The 20,590-nt window shown below is 66.0% G+C and carries 19 protein-coding genes and 1 pseudogene; 11 read left to right on the top strand and 9 right to left on the bottom strand.

The annotated features are described in order from the left end of the window. Positions 1-31: 31 nt before the first annotated feature. Positions 32-706 carry a Crp/Fnr family transcriptional regulator gene (locus ASC92_RS02000; protein ID WP_056509806.1) on the bottom strand — a complete coding sequence of 225 codons (675 nt, stop codon included), beginning with the start codon at positions 704-706 and terminating at the stop codon, positions 32-34. Positions 707-886: 180 nt separating this feature from the next. On the opposite strand from ASC92_RS02000, the gene trxB reads away from it, so the two are divergent. The 3 genes from trxB (at position 887) to rpmG (ending at position 2,447) form a co-directional block, all read left to right on the top strand. After that, the gene (gene trxB / locus ASC92_RS01995) at positions 887-1,846 is read left to right on the top strand and encodes a thioredoxin-disulfide reductase (RefSeq protein ID WP_056509804.1); all 960 of its coding nucleotides are present in this window, start codon (positions 887-889) and stop codon (positions 1,844-1,846) included. Between the two features lie 182 nt (positions 1,847-2,028). Beyond that, positions 2,029-2,262, top strand: coding sequence for a 50S ribosomal protein L28 (gene rpmB / locus ASC92_RS01990; RefSeq protein WP_007830293.1), 234 nt, complete (start codon positions 2,029-2,031; stop codon positions 2,260-2,262). 11 nt (positions 2,263-2,273) lie between these two features. Beyond that, on the top strand, positions 2,274-2,447 hold the full coding sequence (gene rpmG / locus ASC92_RS01985; RefSeq protein ID WP_007830291.1) for a 50S ribosomal protein L33: 174 nt from the start codon (positions 2,274-2,276) through the stop codon (positions 2,445-2,447). 176 nt (positions 2,448-2,623) lie between these two features. Here the strand turns inward: rpmG and ASC92_RS01980 are convergent, their stop codons facing one another. The 3 genes from ASC92_RS01980 to ASC92_RS01970 all read right to left on the bottom strand — a co-directional run bounded on the left by ASC92_RS01980 (position 2,624) and on the right by ASC92_RS01970 (position 7,137). Beyond that, a complete protein-coding gene (locus ASC92_RS01980; RefSeq protein WP_056509802.1) occupies positions 2,624-3,838 on the bottom strand; it encodes a fatty acid desaturase in 1,215 nt (404 codons plus the stop codon). Positions 3,839-3,970: 132 nt separating this feature from the next. Then, complete coding sequence (locus tag ASC92_RS01975; RefSeq protein WP_056509800.1) at positions 3,971-5,242, bottom strand: RsmB/NOP family class I SAM-dependent RNA methyltransferase; 1,272 nt, start codon at positions 5,240-5,242, stop codon at positions 3,971-3,973. Between the two features lie 41 nt (positions 5,243-5,283). After that, positions 5,284-7,137 (bottom strand): M48 family metallopeptidase, encoded by a 1,854-nt coding sequence (locus tag ASC92_RS01970; RefSeq protein ID WP_056509798.1) that lies wholly within the window; start codon positions 7,135-7,137, stop codon positions 5,284-5,286. A gap of 51 nt (positions 7,138-7,188) precedes the next feature. Between ASC92_RS01970 and ASC92_RS01965 the strand changes: the two are divergent. Further along, positions 7,189-7,422, top strand: a pseudogene (locus tag ASC92_RS01965) (DUF1653 domain-containing protein). Positions 7,423-7,491: 69 nt separating this feature from the next. On the opposite strand, the gene ASC92_RS01960 reads toward ASC92_RS01965, so the two are convergent. Continuing rightward, positions 7,492-7,809: an I78 family peptidase inhibitor gene (locus ASC92_RS01960; RefSeq protein ID WP_056509795.1), complete on the bottom strand. Its 318-nt coding sequence runs from the start codon at positions 7,807-7,809 to the stop codon at positions 7,492-7,494. A 37-nt stretch (positions 7,810-7,846) separates the two neighbouring features. Continuing rightward, a complete protein-coding gene (purN, locus tag ASC92_RS01955; protein WP_056509793.1) occupies positions 7,847-8,443 on the bottom strand; it encodes a phosphoribosylglycinamide formyltransferase in 597 nt (198 codons plus the stop codon). Between the two features lie 131 nt (positions 8,444-8,574). Here purN and ASC92_RS01950 point away from each other — a divergent pair, with 131 nt between their 5' ends. From ASC92_RS01950 to ASC92_RS01935, 4 genes are all read left to right on the top strand, one after another. Beyond that, entirely contained in the window at positions 8,575-9,756 is a 1,182-nt protein-coding gene (locus tag ASC92_RS01950) for an acyl-CoA dehydrogenase family protein (RefSeq protein WP_056509791.1), read from the top strand. 12 nt (positions 9,757-9,768) lie between these two features. After that, positions 9,769-10,884 carry an acyl-CoA dehydrogenase family protein gene (locus tag ASC92_RS01945; RefSeq protein WP_056509789.1) on the top strand — a complete coding sequence of 372 codons (1,116 nt, stop codon included), beginning with the start codon at positions 9,769-9,771 and terminating at the stop codon, positions 10,882-10,884. 93 nt (positions 10,885-10,977) lie between these two features. Next, positions 10,978-12,342: an alpha/beta fold hydrolase gene (locus ASC92_RS01940; protein WP_056509787.1), complete on the top strand. Its 1,365-nt coding sequence runs from the start codon at positions 10,978-10,980 to the stop codon at positions 12,340-12,342. A 13-nt stretch (positions 12,343-12,355) separates the two neighbouring features. After that, on the top strand, positions 12,356-13,144 hold the full coding sequence (locus tag ASC92_RS01935) for an enoyl-CoA hydratase (RefSeq protein WP_056509785.1): 789 nt from the start codon (positions 12,356-12,358) through the stop codon (positions 13,142-13,144). Positions 13,145-13,256: 112 nt separating this feature from the next. On the opposite strand, the gene ASC92_RS01930 is transcribed toward ASC92_RS01935, so the two are convergent. From ASC92_RS01930 to ASC92_RS01920, 3 genes are all read right to left on the bottom strand, one after another. Then, positions 13,257-14,033 (bottom strand): alpha/beta hydrolase family protein, encoded by a 777-nt coding sequence (locus tag ASC92_RS01930; protein ID WP_056509783.1) that lies wholly within the window; start codon positions 14,031-14,033, stop codon positions 13,257-13,259. Then, positions 14,017-15,213, bottom strand: coding sequence for a DUF3182 family protein (locus tag ASC92_RS01925; RefSeq protein WP_235505644.1), 1,197 nt, complete (start codon positions 15,211-15,213; stop codon positions 14,017-14,019). The genes ASC92_RS01930 and ASC92_RS01925 overlap by 17 nt, the downstream gene beginning before the upstream one ends. Before the next feature lie 116 nt (positions 15,214-15,329). Beyond that, positions 15,330-15,890 (bottom strand): HNH endonuclease, encoded by a 561-nt coding sequence (locus ASC92_RS01920; RefSeq protein WP_007830252.1) that lies wholly within the window; start codon positions 15,888-15,890, stop codon positions 15,330-15,332. Positions 15,891-16,054: 164 nt separating this feature from the next. On the opposite strand from ASC92_RS01920, the gene ASC92_RS01915 reads away from it, so the two are divergent. The 3 genes from ASC92_RS01915 to lspA all read left to right on the top strand — a co-directional run bounded on the left by ASC92_RS01915 (position 16,055) and on the right by lspA (position 20,579). Then, positions 16,055-17,092 carry a bifunctional riboflavin kinase/FAD synthetase gene (locus ASC92_RS01915; protein WP_056509781.1) on the top strand — a complete coding sequence of 346 codons (1,038 nt, stop codon included), beginning with the start codon at positions 16,055-16,057 and terminating at the stop codon, positions 17,090-17,092. A 122-nt stretch (positions 17,093-17,214) separates the two neighbouring features. Then, a complete protein-coding gene (ileS, locus tag ASC92_RS01910; protein ID WP_056509779.1) occupies positions 17,215-20,064 on the top strand; it encodes an isoleucine--tRNA ligase in 2,850 nt (949 codons plus the stop codon). After that, on the top strand, positions 20,064-20,579 hold the full coding sequence (gene lspA / locus ASC92_RS01905; protein ID WP_056509776.1) for a signal peptidase II: 516 nt from the start codon (positions 20,064-20,066) through the stop codon (positions 20,577-20,579). Before ileS ends, lspA begins: the two co-directional genes overlap by 1 nt. The last annotated feature ends 11 nt before the right edge of the window (positions 20,580-20,590 follow it).

The raw sequence follows: 20,590 nt of genomic DNA, 5'->3' as shown, positions 1-20,590 counted from the left end.
CCGCCGGCAACGGCGGCCCGGCCCTGGAGGTTCAAGCCAACGACAGGAGCCGTTCCTTGACGATCATCGACCCGTCTTCCAGGGTCTGCACGAAACCGCGCTCTTCGAGGTCCTTCATCACGCGGCTCACCATTTCGCGTGAAGCGCCCACCATCTTGGCCAGGTCCTGGCGGGAAATCTTGTCGCGCACCTTGAGATTGCCGGCGCCGTCCTCGACGGCGAATTCGAGCAGCGAGCGGGCCACGCGGCCGTAGACGTCCATCAGTGCCAGCGACTCGATCTTGCGGTCGGCATGGCGCAGGCGCTGCACCAGGCCGCGCATGATGTTGTAGGCCATCGAGGAATTCTCGGGCAGGCAGCGCGCGAAGGCGTCGCGTCCCAGCATGAGCACGTCGCACTGGATTTCGGTACGCACCGTGGCCGAGTGCGGCTCATCGTCGATGAGACTCATCTCTCCCAGGTAGTCGCCGGGGTGCAGCGTGGCGAGGATGACCTCGCGCCCGCGGCTGTCGGCGCTGGTGACGCGCGCGCGGCCGGTCAGGATGATGTAGAGCGCATCGGACTTCTTGCCCTGCTCCACCACGACCTCCGCGCGCTTGAAGCGCTTCTTGATGATCGCGTCCGCGATGCTGGCGGACTGCGTGGCCGTCAGCGACGCGAACAGCGGAACGCGCCGAAGCAATTCGAGGTTGGACAGCATCGACATTTATCAATCCCTGAGACAGCGCGCGGAGCAGTCCGAAGAGCAAGCCGATGGATTACTACAATCGCGCGCATTGAAAACACCGTTTACCCGGTGTTGAACCGGGCAGTGATACTCCATATATATCGCTACCACCCTGAAAATGTACACGCTGAAGCAGCGTATATCTTAGGTTTTCTACTCATGTCCGCTCCTCGACACGCCAAGGTTTTGATTCTCGGCTCCGGCCCGGCCGGCTATACCGCAGCCGTTTACGCAGCCCGCGCAAACCTTCAGCCCTTGCTCATTACCGGCATCGCACAAGGCGGCCAACTGATGACCACCACCGAGGTCGACAACTGGCCGGCCGATGTCCACGGCGTGCAGGGGCCCGACCTGATGCAGCGCTTCCTGGAGCACGCCGAGCGCTTCAAGACGCAGATCGTTTTCGACCACATCAACAAGGTCGACCTGGGCAAGCGCCCCTTCACCCTCACCGGCGACAGTGGCACCTACACCTGCGACTCGCTGATCATTGCCACGGGTGCTTCCGCGAAGTACCTGGGCATTGATTCCGAACAGAAGTTCATGGGTCGCGGCGTCTCCGCCTGCGCGACCTGCGACGGCTTCTTCTACCGCGAGCAGGAAGTCTGCGTCATCGGCGGCGGCAACACCGCCGTGGAAGAGGCGCTCTACCTCGCCAACATCGCGAACAAGGTGACGCTGGTGCATCGCCGCGACAAGTTCCGCGCCGAACCCATCCTGATCGACAAGCTCAACGAGAAGGTCGCCGAAGGCAAGATCGTGCTGAAGCTGCACAACGAACTCGACCAGGTGCTCGGCGACGACTCGGGCGTGACGGGCATTCGGATCAAGAACACACAGACCGGCGCCACCGAGCAGGTCGACCTCAAGGGCTGCTTCATCGCCATCGGACACCATCCCAACACCGACATCTTCCAGGGCCAACTGGAGATGAAGGACAACTACATCCTGACCCGATCGGGCCTGCAGGGCTTCGCTACGATGACGAGCATTCCAGGGGTGTTTGCCGCCGGCGACGTGCAGGACAACGTGTATCGCCAGGCCATCACGAGCGCGGGCACCGGCTGCATGGCGGCACTCGATGCCCAGCGCTTCCTGGAGCAGGACGGCACGCTGTAGCCAGTGCGGGCCCCAAAAGGGCTATAATCCGAGGCTTTGCCGAAACAGGGCCCTCTCACGAGGATTCCTGCATACAGGCAAAGCCGGGGTACCGCCACCCGTTTTCTGGCGAGGTCAAGCTGCAAAACACCTGCAATCGCCACGATTGCGCCGGTGCCAGCTGTTCAAGAAAGAGTGTCCACATGGCACGCGTATGCGACGTAACGGGCAAAGGCCCGATGGTCGGAAACAACGTTTCCCACGCCAACAACAAAACCAAGCGCCGGTTCCTGCCGAACCTGCAATACCGCCGTTTCTGGGTCGAGACTGAAAACCGCTGGGTTCGCCTGCGCGTTTCGAGCGCTGCACTGCGCCTGATCGACAAGAACGGTATCGACGCCGTGCTCGCAGACCTGCGCGCACGCGGCCAAGCTTAAGGAGCTGAAACATGGCAACGAGCAAAGGCGGACGCGAAAAGATCAAGCTGGAATCCACCGCGGGTACCGGCCACTTCTACACGACCAGCAAGAACAAGAAGACGATGCCTGAAAAGATGTCGATCATGAAGTTCGACCCGAAGGCGCGCAAGCACGTCGAATACAAGGAAATCAAGCTGAAGTAATTCGGCTCCCTGGTTTTCCCAAACAAAAAACCCGCTGCTTACCCAGCGGGTTTTTTGTTGCCTGCAGTTTTCGCTCTCGCCCTCCCCTCATCGTAAAAGCGGGGCATGCCGCAAGAAACGACAGGCGTAAAAAAGCCGGCGATCAAGCCGGCTTTTTGATTGGCGCGTGGCTCGCGTCAGGCGCGTGCAGCGCGCAGGCGGGTCGAGAAGTCGCGCAGGCCGGCAATGCCGCTGGCTTCTGCCCGGTGGCACCAAGCTGCCAGATCGGCCGCCAGCTGCTCGCGCGATTGCGAGGTGTTCAGCCACAGCTGGCGCAGCTCTTCGCGCATGGTGACCATCTTGTCGAGCACCGGGTGCGCAGCACGGGCCTGCACAATGTGCGAACGAGCCGAGGCAGGCACCTTGTCGTCGTCGCGGTGCAGCCAGCGCTTGGCAGCCTTGAGCACCGACAGGTCGGCGCCCTTGGTCTTCAGCGCGTCGAGTTCCTGGCTGGTGGCACGGCGCATTTCGCGCGCGTAGCCAGCCATGACTTCATAGCGGTTGGCGATGACGGCCTCGAGCGTCTTCTCGTTGGCCACGGGCTGGATGTCGCCCATCTGCATCTTCGGCGGCACCTTCTTGACCTTGGCCCAGCCAATCGCCTGCATCGCCTGGATGTAGATCCAGCCGATGTCGAACTCGTACTTCTTGACCGAGAACTTGGCCGAGGTCGGATAGGTGTGGTGGTTGTTGTGCAGCTCTTCGCCACCGATGATCAGGCCCCAGGGCATGATGTTGCGGCTGGCGTCCGGCGCCTCGAAGTTGCGATAGCCCCAGTAGTGGCCGATGCCGTTGATGATGCCGGCGGCGGTGATCGGGATCCAGAGCATCTGCACGGCCCACACGGCCATGCCGAGCGTGCCGAACAGCGCCAGGTTGATCACCAGCATCAGGCCTACACCTTGCCAGCTGTAGCGCGTATACAGGTTGCGCTCGATCCAGTCATCGGGCGTGCCGTGGCCGTAGCGCTCCATCGTTTCCTTGTTCTTCGACTCGGCGCGATACAGCTCGGCGCCGCGCCAGAGCACTTCGTCGATGCCCTTGACCTGCGGGCTGTGCGGGTCGTCGACGGTTTCGCACTTGGCGTGGTGCTTGCGGTGGATGGCGACCCATTCCTTCGTCACCATGCCGGTGCCGAGCCACAGCCAGAAGCGGAAGAAGTGCGATGGGATCGGGCCCAGATCCATGGCCCGGTGCGTCTGCGTGCGGTGCAGGAAGATCGTGACCGCGGCAATCGTGATGTGCGTGGTGACGAGCGTGTACAGCACGACTTGCCACCATGCGAGGTCCCACAGGCCGTGTCCGAGCCATTGGATGGCCGCATTCAGGACGGCAGAGTCAGGAAGCAACATTGAGTCAGGTACTCCATGGCCACACGAAGGTGCAGCCTTCAGATAACCCGCGATTTTAAAGCGGCAGGCCTAAAACAAAGCCTTTAAACCTTCAAGAAAAGCGCAGATTAACCCTAGTTTGGAGTTCCGCCTCTATTTCCGGTTCCACGCCGCGGCGAAGAAACCGTCGGTCGAATGACGGTGCGGCCACAGGCGCAGGTAGCGGCGGCCGCCCTCCCCGCCGGCGCACAGCGCCTCGGAGCCATCGACCTTCAGGCCCTGCAACAACTCCGCCGCGTCCACGGGCACGAAATCGGGGTTGGCGGCGCCAAAGGCCTCCGCAATCGCCTCGTTTTCCTCCGGCAGCACGCTGCAAGTGGCGTAAACCAGACGGCCGCCCGATTTCACGAGCCGCGCCGCGCTTTGCAGGATCGCCGTTTGCTTGACCGTCAATTCCTCGACCGATTTGAGCGACTGGCGCCATTTCAGGTCAGGATTGCGCCGCAGCGTGCCCAGCCCCGAGCAGGGCGCGTCGACCAGCACGCGGTCGATCTTGCCCGCCAGGCGCTTGATGCGGTCGTCGCGCTCGTGTGCGATCGCGGCCGGGTGGACGTTCGAGAGCTTGCTGCGCGCCAGCCGCGGCTTGAGCGCGTCGAGCCGGTGCGCCGAGGTGTCGAAGGCATACAGCCGGCCGGTGTTGCGCATCGTCGCGCCGATGGCCAGTGTCTTGCCGCCCGCGCCGGCGCAGAAGTCGACCACCATCTCGCCGCGCTTGGCGTCCAGCAGCAGCGCCAGCAGTTGGGAGCCTTCGTCCTGCACCTCGATGGCGCCACGGGCGAAGGCGTCCAGCTTGGTCAGTGCCGGCTTGCCGTCGATGCGCAGGCCCCATGGCGAGAACGGGGTCGCTTCCGATTTGATAGCAGCCTTCGCAAGCTCCACCTTCACTTCCGAGCGCTTGTCGGTCAACGCATTGACGCGCAGATCGAGCGGTGCTGGCTGCTGCAGGGCTTCGACCAACGGCCAGAAGCCGTCGCCCAGTTGGGCCTTGAGCGGCACCACCAGCCACTCGGGCAGGTTGTGGCGATGGCGCTCGAGCAGGTCGTCCGGCTTGACGGCGTCGCAGTTGTCGAGCCAGCGCTTTTCGGTGTCGTTGAGCGCGCTCTTCAGAAAATCACGCGGGCCGTGAAAGCCCAGGATCGCCATGCGGCGCTCCTTCGAGCCGCTGCCCGAGGGCGAGAGATGGTCGAACAGCAGCTTCTTGCGAAGCACGGTGTAGACGGTTTCAGCAAGCGTCGCGCGCTCGCGCGGGCCGAACTCTCGGTGGTCGCGGAAGAACCGCGAAACGACTTGGTCGGCCGGGTGATCGAATTTCAGGACAAGGCCGACCAGATCGGCGGTGGCCTCCAACAGGGCTTTGGGGTGCATCCCCCGATTGTCTCAGCCGCCGCCCCGTCTAGTCCGAAAGGCTATGCGCCGCGCGTCCAGACGGCCCCGAAGGCCTCCCGCTCGACGTCTTCCAGCTTGGGGGAATGGCCAGCCCACAGCACCAGCGCGACGCCCGGCAGCGTGAGGGTCTGCTCCAGCTGGCGGCACAGGTTCCAGCGGTCTTCGTCGTCGAGCCCCGGTAGCTCGACGAACACGATGTAGGCTCGGCGCCACGGGAATTCGTGCAGGTTCTTGCGCACCAGCCAGGCCCGCGAAGCAGGCAGGCAGCGCACCAGGTCGGCCCGCAACTCGCCCAGCTCGAAATCGTTCAGATCGTGTCGCGAGATCTGGCTGAAGACCGGCGTGCCCGTGATCTCTTCCCAAGCACGCGCCTCGGCCTCTTCCGCCTCCTTGAGACGGCCGCGCCACAGCTTCAGCGCCTCTTCATCGTGCGGCCCCGCGTCGGGATCTTCGAGCGAGGCCACGGCGCTCCTGGCCGCCCACCAGCGGCTTGCGGCGCCGGAGCCGTGCAGCCGTTCGAGCACGGCAAGTCGCGCTTCGCGATCGCTCGCGGGCAGCATCTGGGCCAGCCCGCGCAGCGCGCCGGGATGCTCCGGCGCGATCTGCAGGGCGCTCTCGTAGCGCACGCGCACGGGGGCGGCGGGATCGAGCCGCCGCTCGGAATCGGCCCACTCGACCATCTCATCGGGCGTGTTGCGCTCGCCACGCGCGGCCAGGACGGTGATGCGCTCTCGGATGCGCGACCGGTGTGCATGGTGCTGCTTCCAGTCGGAGGCGTGGGCGCGGCGCCATTGCTGGTCGAAATGCTCGATCCATTGCTTTTCGTCGGCCAACAGCTCGAGTGCCGGGCGCATCGACCACTCCGGCATGACCGCCTTTTGGTCGAGCGCCTCCAGGCGATCCCGCAAGACGGGGTGGGTGTCTTCGAGATCGCTGACGCGGCGCATCGCCTCGCGCAGCGCCTGGCGCGCGAAGTCTTCGCCGGGCGGCGTGTGTGCGCGCTTGCGCAGGGCCTCGAACGGGCCCGGCGGCTGCGGCTCGTGCTCGGCGCGGGCCCAATGCCAGGGCCAGAACTCGTTGGCGTACCAGTTGCCCTTGATCGCGATCTCGGTCAGCGCAGCCGCCGCCACGGAAGCACCCAGCAGCCGGCCCGAGATGCGGTCGGCCTCGTACTCGTCCTGGCGGGCCAGCGCGAAGGTCTTGGCCGCGAAGCGCGGGAAGTACCAGCGGAAGAAGGCCTGCGAAAACAGCGCCATCACGCCTTCGTTGCGCTGCAGGTCGGCATCGAGCTTGAGCCACGACAGCCGCGTGCGGTAGATCCAGGCGCTCAGCTTGCCGTGGTTGCCGCGCAGATGGCCGTACTCGTGGGCCAGCACCGACAGCAGCCGCCGCCGGTCGAGCATCATCATCAGCGGCAGGCCGATGCTCAGCGAGTTGACGGCGCCGCCGAACAGCCCGAAGCGCGGCACCTGCCGGATGCTGGCATTGAATTCGTCATCGAGATAGACGTGGTGGACCGGCGGCCCCTTGATCCTGCCGCGGATGCGGTCCAGCGCCTCGAAGAGCGCCGGCGCGTCCGCCCTGCGGAGTTCCACGCCCTCGGGCTCCTCGAAGCGCACCCAGAGCGCGCGCAGCGTGGCCCACAGCAGCCCCACGGCGAACAGCAGCAGCCAGCCCCGCGTGAAATTGAAGCGCGCTCCCCCGATCGAGGAAACCACCCAGACAATGATGCCCACCGAAAGTCCGAGACAGCCCAGCACCCACAGGTAGCCGAGCGCGGCAAAGGCCGCGACGCTGCGTCGATAGCGCGCACCATCGTCCGCGCTGGCGTGCTCGCTCAGTCGAACCAGGTGAACAAAATCAGCGCGATCCATCCGACTCCCGTCAAATCAAGCCCCGACAGTTTTTGAAGAAAGAAGCCCCCGTTGAACGACGAAGACCTCCCGCCCCTGATCGAAACACCCCCCGGCCGCTACCGCCACTACAAGGGCGGCGAATACGAGGTGCTCGGCACCGTGCGCCACAGCGAGACGCTGGAGCCGATGACGCTGTATCGCGCCCTGTACGGTGCCCATGGCCTCTGAGTCCGGCCGGCCGCCATGTTCGGCGAAACCATCGAGATCGACGGCACGCCCCGGCAACGATTCACCCCGATCTAGCCAGGCGGGCTGTGCATGCCCGCCTTGCTGAATGAATTGCTACATTTTTCATAGCAATTCCGAGTTCCATCAACCGCAGCGGACGTCCGTCACGCGGCTGCGAGCATCGACGTCGAGATTGAGCCGACCGCCATTGAGTTCTGTCGTGGCCGCGTCGCCGGGTTTCAGCACGCGCACCGTGCCGGCGGCTGCGCGCACGCGGGCGGCGGCTTCGAGCTGGGGCGTCAGCGGCTGGCCCACGGCAAAGCGGGCGCCATCGGCGTTGCACTGGTAGACCGGTTCAGGTGGCGGCGCAGCAGGTGCCGGGGCAGGCGCGGGCGCCGGGGCGGCACAGCCCGCCATCAGGGCGGCGCTGGCAACAGCCAGCAGCAACGATTGGGTTTTCACTTTCTAGGCTCCCGAAAACCCGCGAATATAAACAACTTTACCGTTTGTGACTCGATGTATCTGCCAGCCACGCGGCAATGGCACGCGGATACAACAGATGTTCCTGGCCCAGCACCCGCCCGGCCAGGGTCGCTGCCGTGTCGTCGGGCAGCACGGGCACCACGGCCTGGGCCAGGATCGGTCCGTGGTCGAGCTCGGTGGTCACCTGGTGGACCGTCACGCCCGCCACCTTGCAGCCCGCCTCGATGGCACGCTGGTGCGTATGGAGTCCCGGGAACGCCGGCAGCAGCGAGGGATGGATGTTCACCAGCCGGCCGGCATAACGGCCGACGAAGCCCGGCGTCAGGATGCGCATGAACCCCGCCAGCACCACCAGGGCCGGCGCGTAGCCGTCGACCGCCGTCGCCAGCGCTGCGTCGAAGGCTTCGCGGGTGGCGAAATCCTTGTGCGGGATGACTGTGGTGTCGATGCCGTGTGTCTTGGCGATTGCCAGCCCGCCGGCCTCGGCCTTGTTGCTCACCACGGCGGCGATGCGTGCGCCGAAGCGCTCGGCCCAGCGGTCGCGCTCGGCGGCGCGCACGATGGCCGCCATGTTGGAGCCGCCGCCGGAGATCAGGATCACGATGTTCTTCATGGGAAGGCGGGATTATCTGTGCCCACGCTTGTCGCGGCGCGGACACCGCTTCGCAGCACGACCGTGCTAAAACTCACGGTTCCGGAGACACACCGCGTCTGCGGTGAACCGATCAACACAGCGAGGCACGCATGGATTTGAGCTTCACACCCGAAGAACAGAAGTTCCGCGAAGAGGTTCGCGCCTGGGTCAAAGAAAACCTTCCCCAAGAGATTTCGCACAAGGTGCACAACGCGCTGGAGCTGACGCGCGACGATCTGCAGGGCTGGGCCAGGATCCTCGGCAAGAAGGGCTGGCTCGGCTACGGCTGGCCGAAGGAATTCGGCGGCCCGGGCTGGACCGCCATCCAGCGCCACCTGTTCGAGGAAGAAACCGCGCTGGCCGGCGCGCCGCGCATCATTCCGTTCGGTCCCGTGATGGTGGCGCCGGTGATCATGGCCTTCGGCAACGCCGAACAGCAAAAGCGCTTCCTCCCCGGCATCGCCAGCGGCGAAGTCTGGTGGAGCCAGGGCTACAGCGAACCCGGTTCGGGCTCCGACCTCGCGTCCGTGAAGACCAAGGCCGAACGCAAGGGCGACAAGTACATCGTCAATGGCCAGAAGACCTGGACCACGCTCGGCCAGTACGGCGACTGGATGTTCAACCTCGTGCGCACCAGCAACGAAGGCAAGCCGCAAACGGGCATCAGCTTCCTGCTGCTCGACATGAAGTCGCCCGGCGTGACCGTGCGCCCGATCAAGCTGCTCGACGGTGGTCATGAAGTGAACGAGGTGTTCTTCGACAACGTCGAAGTGCCCGCCGAGAACCTGATCGGCGAAGAGAACAAGGGCTGGACCTACGCCAAGCACCTGCTCTCGCACGAACGCACCAACATCGCCGACGTGAACCGCGCCAAGCGCGAGCTCGAGCGCCTGAAGCGCATCGCGAAGAGCGAAGGCCTCTATGACGACCAGCGCTTCCGCGACGAGATCGCCAGGCTCGAGGTCGACATCGTCGCCCTCGAGATGATGGTGCTGCGCGTGCTCTCGGCCGCCACCTCGGGCAAGAACTCGCTCGACGTCGCGGGCCTGCTCAAGATCCGTGGCAGCGAGATCCAGCAGCGCTACAGCGAACTGATGATGCTGGCCGGCGGCCCGTATTCGCTGCCGCTGATCCGCGAGGCCATGGAAGCCGGCTGGCAGGGCAACTTCCCGGGCGGCAACCCGGCGCTCGCGCCGCTGACGTCGACCTTCTTCAACATGCGCAAGACCACCATCTACGGTGGCTCGAACGAAGTGCAACGCAATATCGTCGCGCAGACGGTTCTGGGCTGAGGAGACAAGAACATGGATTTCAACTTCACCGACGACCAGGAACAACTGCGCGACGCCGTTCGCAAGTGGGTCGACAAGGGCTATGACTTCGAGCGCCGCCGTGGCATCGAGGCCAAGGGCGGCTTCTCGCGCGAGGCCTGGGACGAACTGGCCGAACTCGGCCTGGGCGGCCTCTACATCGCCGAAGACGACGGCGGCCTGGGCATGGGCCCGGTGGCCGGCATGGTCGTCATGGAAGAACTGGGCCGCGGCATCGTGCTGGAGCCCTTCGCGCAGACGCTGATCGCCGGTGCGGTGCTCAGCGGCTACGCCGGCGCCGACACCAAGGACAACTGGCTGCCGCGCATCGCAGGCGGCCAGGCGATCGTGGTGTTGGCGTACCAGGAGCGCAAGGCACGCTACCGCCTCGATGTGTGCGAGGCCACGGCCGCCAAGTCGGGCGACGGCTATGCGCTGACCGGCGCCAAGAGCCTGGTGCCGGTGGGCGATGAGGCCGACGCCTTCCTGGTGCCCGCCAAGGTCGGCGGCAAGATCGCCCTCTTCCTGGTCGAGCGCAGCGCCAGCGGCGTCGAAGCCCGCGGCTACGGCACGCAGGACGGCAGCCGCGCTGCCGAGGTCGTGTTCGACAAGGCGGACGCCACGCTGGTCACGCTCGACGGTCTGGCCGCGCTCGAATATGCGGTGGATGTCGGCATTGCCGCCACCTGCGCCGAAGCCGTCGGCGTGATGGACAAGACCGTGGCCCTCACCGTCGACTACATGAACCAGCGCAAGCAGTTCGGCGTGGCCATCTCGACCTTCCAGGCGCTGCGCCATCGCGTCGCCGACATGAAGATGCAGCTCGAGCTCGCCCGCTCGATGAGCTACTACGCCACGCTCAAGCTCAACGCCCCGGCCGACGAGCGACGCCAGGCGCTGGCACGCGCCAAGTACCAGCTCGGCGTGTCGATGCGTTATGTGGCCGCGAACTCGGTGCAGCTTCATGGCGGCATCGGCGTGACCGACGAATACATCGGCAGCCACTACTTCCGCAAGCTCACGCAGATGGAAATGACCTTCGGCGACACGCTGCATCACCTGGGCGAAGTCTCCGCCCGCATGCAGGACACCGCCGGCGTCTTCGCCTGACGGACTTTTTCCCCTAGCATCCAACGCCCGCCCGCCTTTGCGCCGGCGGGCGTTTTCACTTGGAACCAAACTCCAGGAACCCAGGAACGAAACATGCAATCCCGCCGCACCCTTCTTCTTGCCTTGGCCGTCACCGGCACAGCCGCCACCGCCATGCTGACCGCCTGCGCCACCGCCCGATCGCCGTCATACACCGAGCGCCCGCCCATCGTGTTCATGCACGGCAACGGCGACTCGGCCGCGCTCTGGCAGACGACGATCTGGCGCTTCGAGTCGAACGGCTGGCCGCGCGAGCGGCTCTTCGCGGTCGACCAGCCGAACCCGGTCGCGCGCGACGACGACGCCGTGGCCCAGGCCGGGCGCAGCTCGACCGGCGATTCGGCGCTGTTCCTGAAGGCCGAGGTCGACAAGGTACTGAAGGCCACCGGCGCCAGCAAGGTCGTGCTGATCGGCAACTCGCGCGGCGGCAACACCATCCGCAACTACGTGCAGAACGGCGGCGGCGCGGCTGTGGTGAGCCATGTGGTGCTGGGCGGCAACCCGGCGCACGGCATCTGGGTGGTGAAGGGCTTCCGCGAGAACAACGAGTTCTCGGGGCTGTCCGGCTTCATGCAGCAGCTCAACACGCCGAAGGGACCGAACGGCGAGGAGGTCACGCCGGGCGTGAAGTGGATGACGCTGCGCTCGGACAACAACGACAAGTATGCGCAGCCCGACGGCGTGTGGATCGGCGCGCCCGGCAAGCCGACGAACATCGGCTTCGACGGGCCGGCACTCAAGGGCGCGACCAATGTCGTGCTGCCGCGCGTCGACCATCGCGAGACCTCGTTCTCGCCCGCAGCGTTCGCGGTGACATGGCAGTTCCTGACCGGCCAGGCACCGCGCGGCACGGACGTCGCGGCCGAGGCGGATGTCGTGCTCAATGGCCGTGCGCTCGGTTCGGAAAATCTTCCACTGAACGGCGCGAAGGTCACCGTATTTGCCGTCGACCTCGCCACCGGCGCGCGGCTCGGCGAGGCCGTCTTCACCAAGTCGGTCGGCGCCGATGGCCGCTGGGGGCCTTTCAAGGCGCGCGGCGACGCGGCCTACGAGTTCGTCCTGGCCACGCCCAGCTACGGCACCACGCACATCTACCGCAGCCCGTTCCCGCGCAGCAGCAGCGTCGTGAACCTGCGGCCGGAGCGCATCATTCCGGCCGACAACGGAGCCAGCGCGGTCGTCGTTTTCACACGGCCGCGCGGCTACTTCGACGCGCAGCGCGACACCATGCGCTTCGACGGGAAGAGCCCCCCGGCAGGTGTGCCACCCAAGGGCGCGGGCGTTTCGACCTCGCGGCTGCGCATCGAGGGCGGCGGCGCCCCGCGCGCGGTGGCCGGCGAATTCAACGGCGAGCGCATCACGGGCCTCACGTGGCCGGCCGCGAGCGAGCACACGACCGTGCTCGAACTGACCTACTGAAGCACGGCCAGCCATGAACGACGCGAACACGCCCTTCGTCCTGCAGGCGCGCGACAGCCGTGGCGTGGTCACGCTGACGCTGAACCGGCCGACCTCGTTCAATGCACTCTCCGAGGCCATGCTCGGCGCGCTCGAGCAGGCGCTCGGCGAGATCGCGGCAGACGACACCATTCGCGCGGTCGTCATCGCGGCGGCGGGCAAGGCCTTCTGCGCGGGCCACGACCTGAAGGAAATGCGCGCCGCACCATCGCTCGGCTACTACCGGCAGCTGTTCGAACGCTGCGGCGCGATGATGCTGTCGATCCAGAAGCTGCCGGTGCCCGTGATCGCGCGCGTGCACGGCATCGCGACGGCGGCGGGTTGCCAGCTGGTTGCGGTCTGCGACCTGGCCGTGGCGTCGAGCGAGGCGCGCTTCGCAGTCAGCGGCGTGAACGTGGGGCTGTTCTGCGCCACGCCGAGCGTCACGCTTTCGCGCAACCTCGGCCGCAAGGAAGCCTTCGAGATGCTGGTGACGGGCGACTTCATCAGCGCGCAGGAAGCGCGCGAGAAGGGACTGGTCAACCGCGTCGCGGCGCCCGAAGAACTCGACTCGGCCGTCGAGACACTGGTGGCCAGCATCGTCGCCAAGCCCCGCCAGGCGCTCGCGCTGGGCAAGGCCTTGTTCTACCGCCAGCTCGAAACCGGCATCGAGGCCGCGCTCGCCGATGCCAGCCAGACCATGGCCTGCAACATGATGGACGAGAGCGCGCTCGAAGGCGTGCAGGCTTTCATCGAGAAGCGCCCGCCGGACTGGAAGCGCTGAGAAGGAGCGTCGAAGAAGCCAAGGCCAATGCCGACGAGTCCAAGGGCACGGCCGAAGTCAAGTGATGAAAAAGTAGCCGGCCGGCTGTTCGGGCTTGGCAACACGCGCCTGCTCAAGCCGAACTGCTGGCAACCGGCTTCGTGATGGTCGCCGTCGCCCGGGCTCCGAGCGTCATTTCGGTGATCCACGAAACCAGCAACGCGCCGTAGGCCTGGCGCGACTCCTGTTTGGACAGCGCGTGATCGGCGCCGGAGAGCACGCGGTAGGTCACCGATTTCACCCGCTTGAAGGCAGCCAGGTAGTTCTCCACCACGGGGTGGGGGACGATCTGGTCGTCCTCCGACTCGACGATGAGGACGTCGCCGGCAAAGGCCGCGCATGCGGCGAGTGCCCGGTTGTCGCCGGGCCCCACCAGCGAGCGGCGGTAAGCCACGAGGTCGGATCGGCTCAGCTTTCCCTTGGGCGTATCCCACTCGCGGTCGCGGTAAAGCGCCGGCGCACGCAGCGCGAGCCAGCGCACCGGCCGCAGCGCGCTTACCAGCGAAGCCAGATACCCGCCATAGCTGCTGCCTACGATGGCGATGGCCCCGGGGTCGACGGTCGGATGGCCGACCAGCACGTCGTACGCGGCCAGTACATCGCGCAGATTGTCTTCGCGGGTCACCTGCTGACGTTGCGCCGCGTGGCGCGCATGCCCTCGCAGATCGAAGGTCAGGCACACGCAGCCCAGCGCCGCGATTTCATTGGCCCGCTTCAGGTATTGCTCCTGGCTTCCATCCCAGCCGTGAACCAGGAGCACACCGGGCACCATCGTCGACGCGGCAAACAATGTGCCCTGGATGTGCTGGCCATCTACGGCAATATCGATGAGGCTATGGCGTGTCGGCATGTCGCTTCAGCAATGTGAATTTTGAAAGCCGCCCGATCTCGCTGTCGATGCCGTGGTAGGCCACGATGGCATCCGCGGGCGGTGCGGCCGCTCCGTAGACCTCGAAGGAGGATGCGAGCACGCAGTCGCACTCCGGGTGCGCATGGAACGCTTCGAGCGCCGCGATCTCCGCGCCGGTGGCGCCACCCACGCGCCACGACTGCTCCAGCACCCCCGAGCGCCAGTCGCCCCGGCTGCCCATGCCCTGCGCCACGTCATAGTTCACCCGCGAGGCGAAGAAGCCCGGGTAGCAGCCGGACACGGCCCGGTGGTAGTGCCGCGCCTGCTCGATCGCACGGCGAAGCGGCGGTGCCGGATTCACGACGGCGAGCAGCCTGTCGAAATCGCCGCGCACAAGTATCAGGTCGGAGCCGCCGTAGACCTCCTGCCCGGCGTTGTCCCGGGTCGAACGCTGCTCGCCGCAATAGCTGGCGACAAGGTGCCCCACGCTCACCTGTCCGACGCTGTAGGTCCTCGGCCGGTCGAGGTTCTCCTCGAGCACGAGGCCACGGGTCGTGATCTCGGCTTCGTCCATGGCATCGAGACAGCGGTCGAGTGCATCGACGCCCCCGACGACGACCTGCCCGCGTCCTCCGGTCGCGATCACCGGCTTGACCCGTGCAGCGCCACCTTCGAGCAGCATGCGCCCCGCCTTGCGCGCCTCTTCGCGGGAGAAGCACGAATAGCCGAGGAGTACCGCATCCACGACCTCCGGCGCGAAGCGCAGGGACCAGCCCTCCGGCCGCAAGGCATCGGCGCCGATCAATGGATGGGTGATCACCTTGGTGGCGACGAAGGCGTAGGGCACCACACCGCCGAACAGGTCGTCCACTCCGGCGATGCCCATTGCACGCGCCAGCGCCGGATCGGTGAGGGTGTCGCTCGGTACGAAGTAAGGCACGCTGTCGTAGGCTTGCCGTGGATCGTAGACGCCTGCGAAAGTGCAGCCCTTGAGGGCCGCCAGCCGCCGTGCAAAGTGAGCGCGCGTGGCATGCTCGTGCTCGGTGCAGTAGCCGTGCGGGTCCACGTCCCAGGTCACGACGCTGCGAAGGCCTGGCGACAGACGGGACGAACCCGAGAGCTCGGGGCCGGAGCCGGGGAGCGGTTTCACGGCGATGCTGCTCATGGCGCCTCCTGGCATGTGCACCCCTCCTCGACGGAGGAAGAAGTTCCGCCATGTTCGGCGAAACGACGATGCGCCCGGTCGGAGGGCGCAGCGGATGCGCGTGGGAGCAGTCTGGCGCGGAGCGCCTCGGCCTAGCCGTCGTGAAGCCGCGAACTCTGGGGCAGGTGCGCCATCAGGAATTCCATCTGGTCGGCCAGGATGCGGCGGTTGCGCAGAATGAAATCTTCCCAGAGGCTGGGCACGTAGGGCGCGTAGAGCAGCGGCATGTTCGCCTGCTCCGGCGTGCGGCTGCTCTTGCGGTGGTTGCACGGCTTGCAGGCCGTGACCACGTTCATCCAGGTATCGATGCCCCTTTGGGCGAACGGGATGATGTGCTCGCGCGTGAGCTCGTCTTCATGGAAATGCCCGCCGCAGTAAGCACAAACGTTGCGGTCGCGCGAGAACAGCTTGCTGTTGGTGAGCCCGGGCCGCTGCGTGAAAGGATTGATGCGCGGCACGCCCTTGGTGCCGATGATGCTGTTGATCGCGATCTGCGACTGCTCGCCCGTGATCGCGTTGTGGCCGCCACGGAACACCGCCACCTGCGCGCCCACTTCCCAGCGGACTTCGTCCGCCGCGTAGTGGATCACCGCCTGTTCCAGCGAAATCCATGACTGGGGCAGCCCTTGGGCCGACAGCTTCAAGACCTTCACACACGACTCCTCGAAACGAGAAAACCACGCAGAGACCAGAGACTCGGGGTGCTCGGCGGCTCACGCCTGACCACGCACTGCGTCACAATATACCGGCTTTGTGACAAATCGGCCTGATTCGCCCATTCGACGGGCGAAAGGCGCTATCAAAAAGATACTCACCGATGCAGGTTTTTCGCGGCTTCCGGCACCCGGGCGTAGCTCCGGCCTGCGCCCTCACGATCGGGAATTTCGACGGCGTCCACCGTGGCCACCAGGCCATGCTGGCGCTTTTGCAGACCGAGGCCCGCCATCGCGGGTTGCCGAGCTGCGTGCTGACCTTCGAGCCGCACCCGCGCGACTATTTCGCGGCCGTCACCAGGAAGCCCGACCTGGCCCCGGCACGCATCGGCACGCTGCGCGACAAGCTGACCGAGCTGGCGGCCTGCGGCGTGGCCCAGACCATCGTGCTGCCGTTCGACGGCCGCCTGGCCTCGCAGTCGCCGGAAGAATTCATCCAGAACGTGCTGATCGACGGCCTGGGCGCGCGCTACGTGCTGGTGGGCGACGACTTCCGCTTCGGCGCCAGGCGGGCCGGCGACTACGCCATGCTCGACGCGGCCGGCGACGCCAATGGCTTCGACGTCGCGCGCATGAACAGCTACGAGGTGCATGGCCTGCGGGTGTCCAGCTCCGCCGTGCGCGATGCGCTGGCCGAGGGCCGCATGGCCGACGCCCACACCCTGCTGGGCCGCCCGTACACCATCTCGGGCCACGTGGTCCATGGCCGCAAGCTGGGCCGGGCGCTGGGCGCCTCCTCGCCGGGTAAGGACGACGGTTTTCGCACCCTCAACCTGCGCTTCAAGCACTGGAAGCCGGCCGCCAGCGGCATCTTCGCGGTGCTGGTGCACGGCCTGGCCGACCAGCCGCTGCCGGGCGTGGCCAACCTCGGGGTGCGGCCCTCGCTGGACGCCAACGACGTCAACGCCGGCCGGGTTCTGCTGGAGACGCATTGCCTGGAGTGGCCATCGCATCTGGGCGCCGAAGGGGCCTACGGTAAAATCGTCCGCGTGGAACTCCTGCACAAACTGCACGACGAATTGCGCTACACCAGCCTCGAGGCCCTCACTGCGGGCATCGCGAAGGATGGGCGCGACGCACGTGCGTTCTTTGCATCGACCCACGCCGAAACCCACCGCCAGACCACGCGCGATCGAATTTAGCCCTGCACGCACCGTGCTGCCGCCCTTCGACAAGCTCAGGGCGAACGGCTTTACCTTCCGCACCGACGCGCTCCACGCAGTTCGGGCTGAGCCTGTCGAAGCCCCTCTGTTTCGCACCCAACATGTCTGACGCTGCCACCTCCACCGACTACCGTTCCACGCTGAACCTGCCCGACACCCCCTTCCCGATGCGCGGCGACCTGCCCAAGCGCGAACCGGGCTGGGTGAAGGAATGGAACGACGAAGGCCGCTACCACCGCCTGCGCGACGCGCGCCATGGCGCGCCCAAGTTCATCCTGCACGACGGCCCGCCGTACGCCAACGGCCAGATCCACATGGGTCACGCGGTGAACAAGATCCTGAAGGACATGATCACCAAGGCGCGCCAGCTCGAAGGCTTCGACGCGCTCTACGTGCCCGGCTGGGACTGCCACGGCCTGCCGATCGAGAACGCCATCGAAAAGCAGTTCGGCCGCAACCTGAGCCGCGACGAGATGCAGGCCAAGAGCCGCGCCTACGCCACGGAGCAGATTGCCCAGCAGATGGCCGACTTCCAGCGCCTGGGCGTGCTGGGCGAATGGGATCACCCGTACAAGACGATGGACTTCGCCAACGAAGCCGGCGAGCTGCGCGCGTTCAAGCGCGTGATCGAGCGCGGTTTTGTTTACCGCGGCCTGAAGCCCGTTTACTGGTGCTTCGACTGCGGCTCCTCGCTCGCCGAATTCGAGATCGAATACGCCGACAAGAAGAGCCAGACCCTCGACGTGGCCTTCAAGGCGCACGAGCGCGAGAAGGTGCTCAAGGCCTTCGGCACCGACCACACGATCCTCGGCGACATCTTCGCCGTGATCTGGACCACCACCGCGTGGACCATCCCGGCCAACCAGGCGATCAACCTGAACCCCGAGCTGGAGTACTCGCTGGTCGACACCGAGCGCGGCCTGCTGATCCTGGCCAACTCGCTGGTCGAGATGTGCATGACGCGCTATGCGCTCGACGGCAAGGTGCTGGCCACGGTCAAGGGCGAGGCGCTCGGCGGGCTCGAATTCGAACACCCGCTCTATGACGTCGATGCCGGCTACAAGCGCCTGTCGCCCGTGTACCTGGCCGACTACGCCACCGCCACCGACGGCACCGGCCTTGTGCACTCCTCGCCTGCCTACGGCGTGGACGACTTCAACTCCTGCATCGCCCATGGCGTGGCGTACGACGACATCCTGAACCCGGTCCAGGGCAACGGCAGCTACGCGCCCGACTTCCCGCTCTTCGGCGGCCAGAACATCTGGAAGGCCGTGCCGGTGATCATCGCCGCCCTGCGCGACGCCAACCGTCTGCTGACCACCGAGACCATCACCCATAGCTACCCGCATTGCTGGCGCCACAAGACGCCGGTGATCTACCGCGCGGCCGCGCAGTGGTTCGTGCGCATGGATGAAGGCGAAGGCGTGTTCACCAAGGACAAGGCGCCCAAGACGCTGCGCCAGACCGCGCTCGACGCGATCGAGCAGACCAGCTTCTATCCCGAGAACGGCAAGGCGCGCCTGCACGACATGATCGCCGGCCGGCCCGACTGGTGCATCAGCCGCCAGCGCAGCTGGGGCGTACCGATCCCCTTCTTCCTGCACAAGGATTCGGGCGAGTTGCATCCGCGGACGATGGAAATCCTAGACCAGGCCGCCGACATCGTCGAGAAGGGCGGCATCGAGGCCTGGAGCCGCGTGACGGTCGAGGAAATCCTCGGCGCCGACGACGCGCCGCACTACACCAAGAGCACCGACATCCTCGAGGTGTGGTTCGACTCGGGCTCGACCTTCTCGCACGTGCTGCGCGGCACGCACCCGAACGTGCACCACGAAACGGGGCCGGAAGCCGACCTGTACCTCGAAGGCCACGACCAGCACCGCGGATGGTTCCATTCGTCGCTGCTGATCGCCTGCATGCTGGAAGACCGCGCGCCGTACCGCGGCCTGCTGACGCACGGCTTCACGGTCGATGCCAAGGGCATCAAGATGAGCAAGTCGCTCAAGAACGGCATCGATCCGCAGGAAATCGGCAACAAGTTGGGCTCGGAAATCATCCGCCTCTGGGTGGCCGCGAGCGACTACTCGGGCGACATCGCCGGCGACGACAAGATCCTCGCGCGCGTGGTCGATGCCTACCGCCGCATCCGCAACACGCTGCGCTTTTTGCTCGCGAACACCAGCGACTTCGACATCCGGAAGGATGCGGTGCCGCTCGACCAGTTGTTCGAGATCGACCGCTATGCGCTTTCGCGCGCTTCGCAGTTCCAGGCCGAGATCCTCGCGCACTACCAGGTGTATGAGTTCCACCCGGTGGTAGCCAAGCTGCAGATCTACTGCTCGGAAGACCTGGGCGGCTTCTACCTCGACATCCTGAAGGACCGCCTCTACACGACGGCCCCGGGCTCGCTCGCGCGCCGCAGCGCGCAGACGGCGCTGTGGCACATCTCGCAGGCGATGCTGCGCTGGATGGCGCCGTTCCTGAGCTTTACGGCCGAAGAGGCATGGAAGATCGTGGGCACCGGCAAGCCGGGCGAGTCGATCTTCGCGCAGACGTACAGCCAGTTCGCCGCGCCCGACGAAGCGCTGCTGGCGAAGTGGGGCCGCATCCGCGAGATCCGCGACGCGGTGAACAAGGACATCGAAGCCGTGCGCGCCGAAGGCAAGGTCGGCTCGTCGCTGCAGGCCAACTTGCAGCTGACGGCACCGGCCGACGACTTCGCGCTGCTGGGCTCGCTGGGCGAAGACCTGAAGTTCGTCTTCATCACCTCGGCCATCGCGCTCGCGGCGGGCGACGCGCTGTCGACCGTGGTCACGCCGAGCGCCGCGCAGAAGTGCGAGCGCTGCTGGCACTACCGCGACGACGTGGGCCACGACCCGGCACATCCCACGATCTGCGGCCGTTGCACGAGCAACCTGTTCGGCGCCGGCGAATCGCGGAGCGTTGCCTGATGGCGGCGGCACGTTCCATGTCGGCATCGCGTTCACGCGGCAGCAGCAGCATCTGGCCGTGGCTCGGGCTGGCGGTGATCATCGTGATCATCGACCAGTTCACCAAGACGCTGATCCTGGGCTACTACAAGCTCGGTGACGCGACCTACGTGACGAGCTTCTTCAATGTCGTGCGCGCGCACAACACGGGGGCGGCCTTTTCATTCCTGGCGGATCACTCGGGGTGGCAGCGCTGGTTGTTCACCGCCATCGGCGTGGCGGCCGCGATCTTCATCGTGTGGATGCTGCGCTCGCACGCGGGGCAGAAGCTGTTCTCGTTTTCGATGGCCTGCATCCTGGGCGGCGCCATCGGCAACGTGGTCGACCGGATGATGCACGGCTATGTCGTGGACTTCCTGAGCTTCCACGCCGGCAACTGGTACTTTCCTGCTTTCAATGCCGCGGACAGCGCCATCACGCTGGGCGCCATCTGCCTGATCCTGGACGAGATCCGGCGGGTTCGCCGGGGCAAGTAACTTTTCTCAGG

Origin of the sequence: Variovorax sp. Root411, assembly GCF_001425205.1 — a bacterium.
Taxonomy (GTDB): Bacteria; Pseudomonadota; Gammaproteobacteria; order Burkholderiales; family Burkholderiaceae_C; genus Variovorax.
The sequence above is the reverse complement of the archived record's forward strand: the minus strand, read 5'-3'. Positions and strand labels throughout refer to the sequence as shown.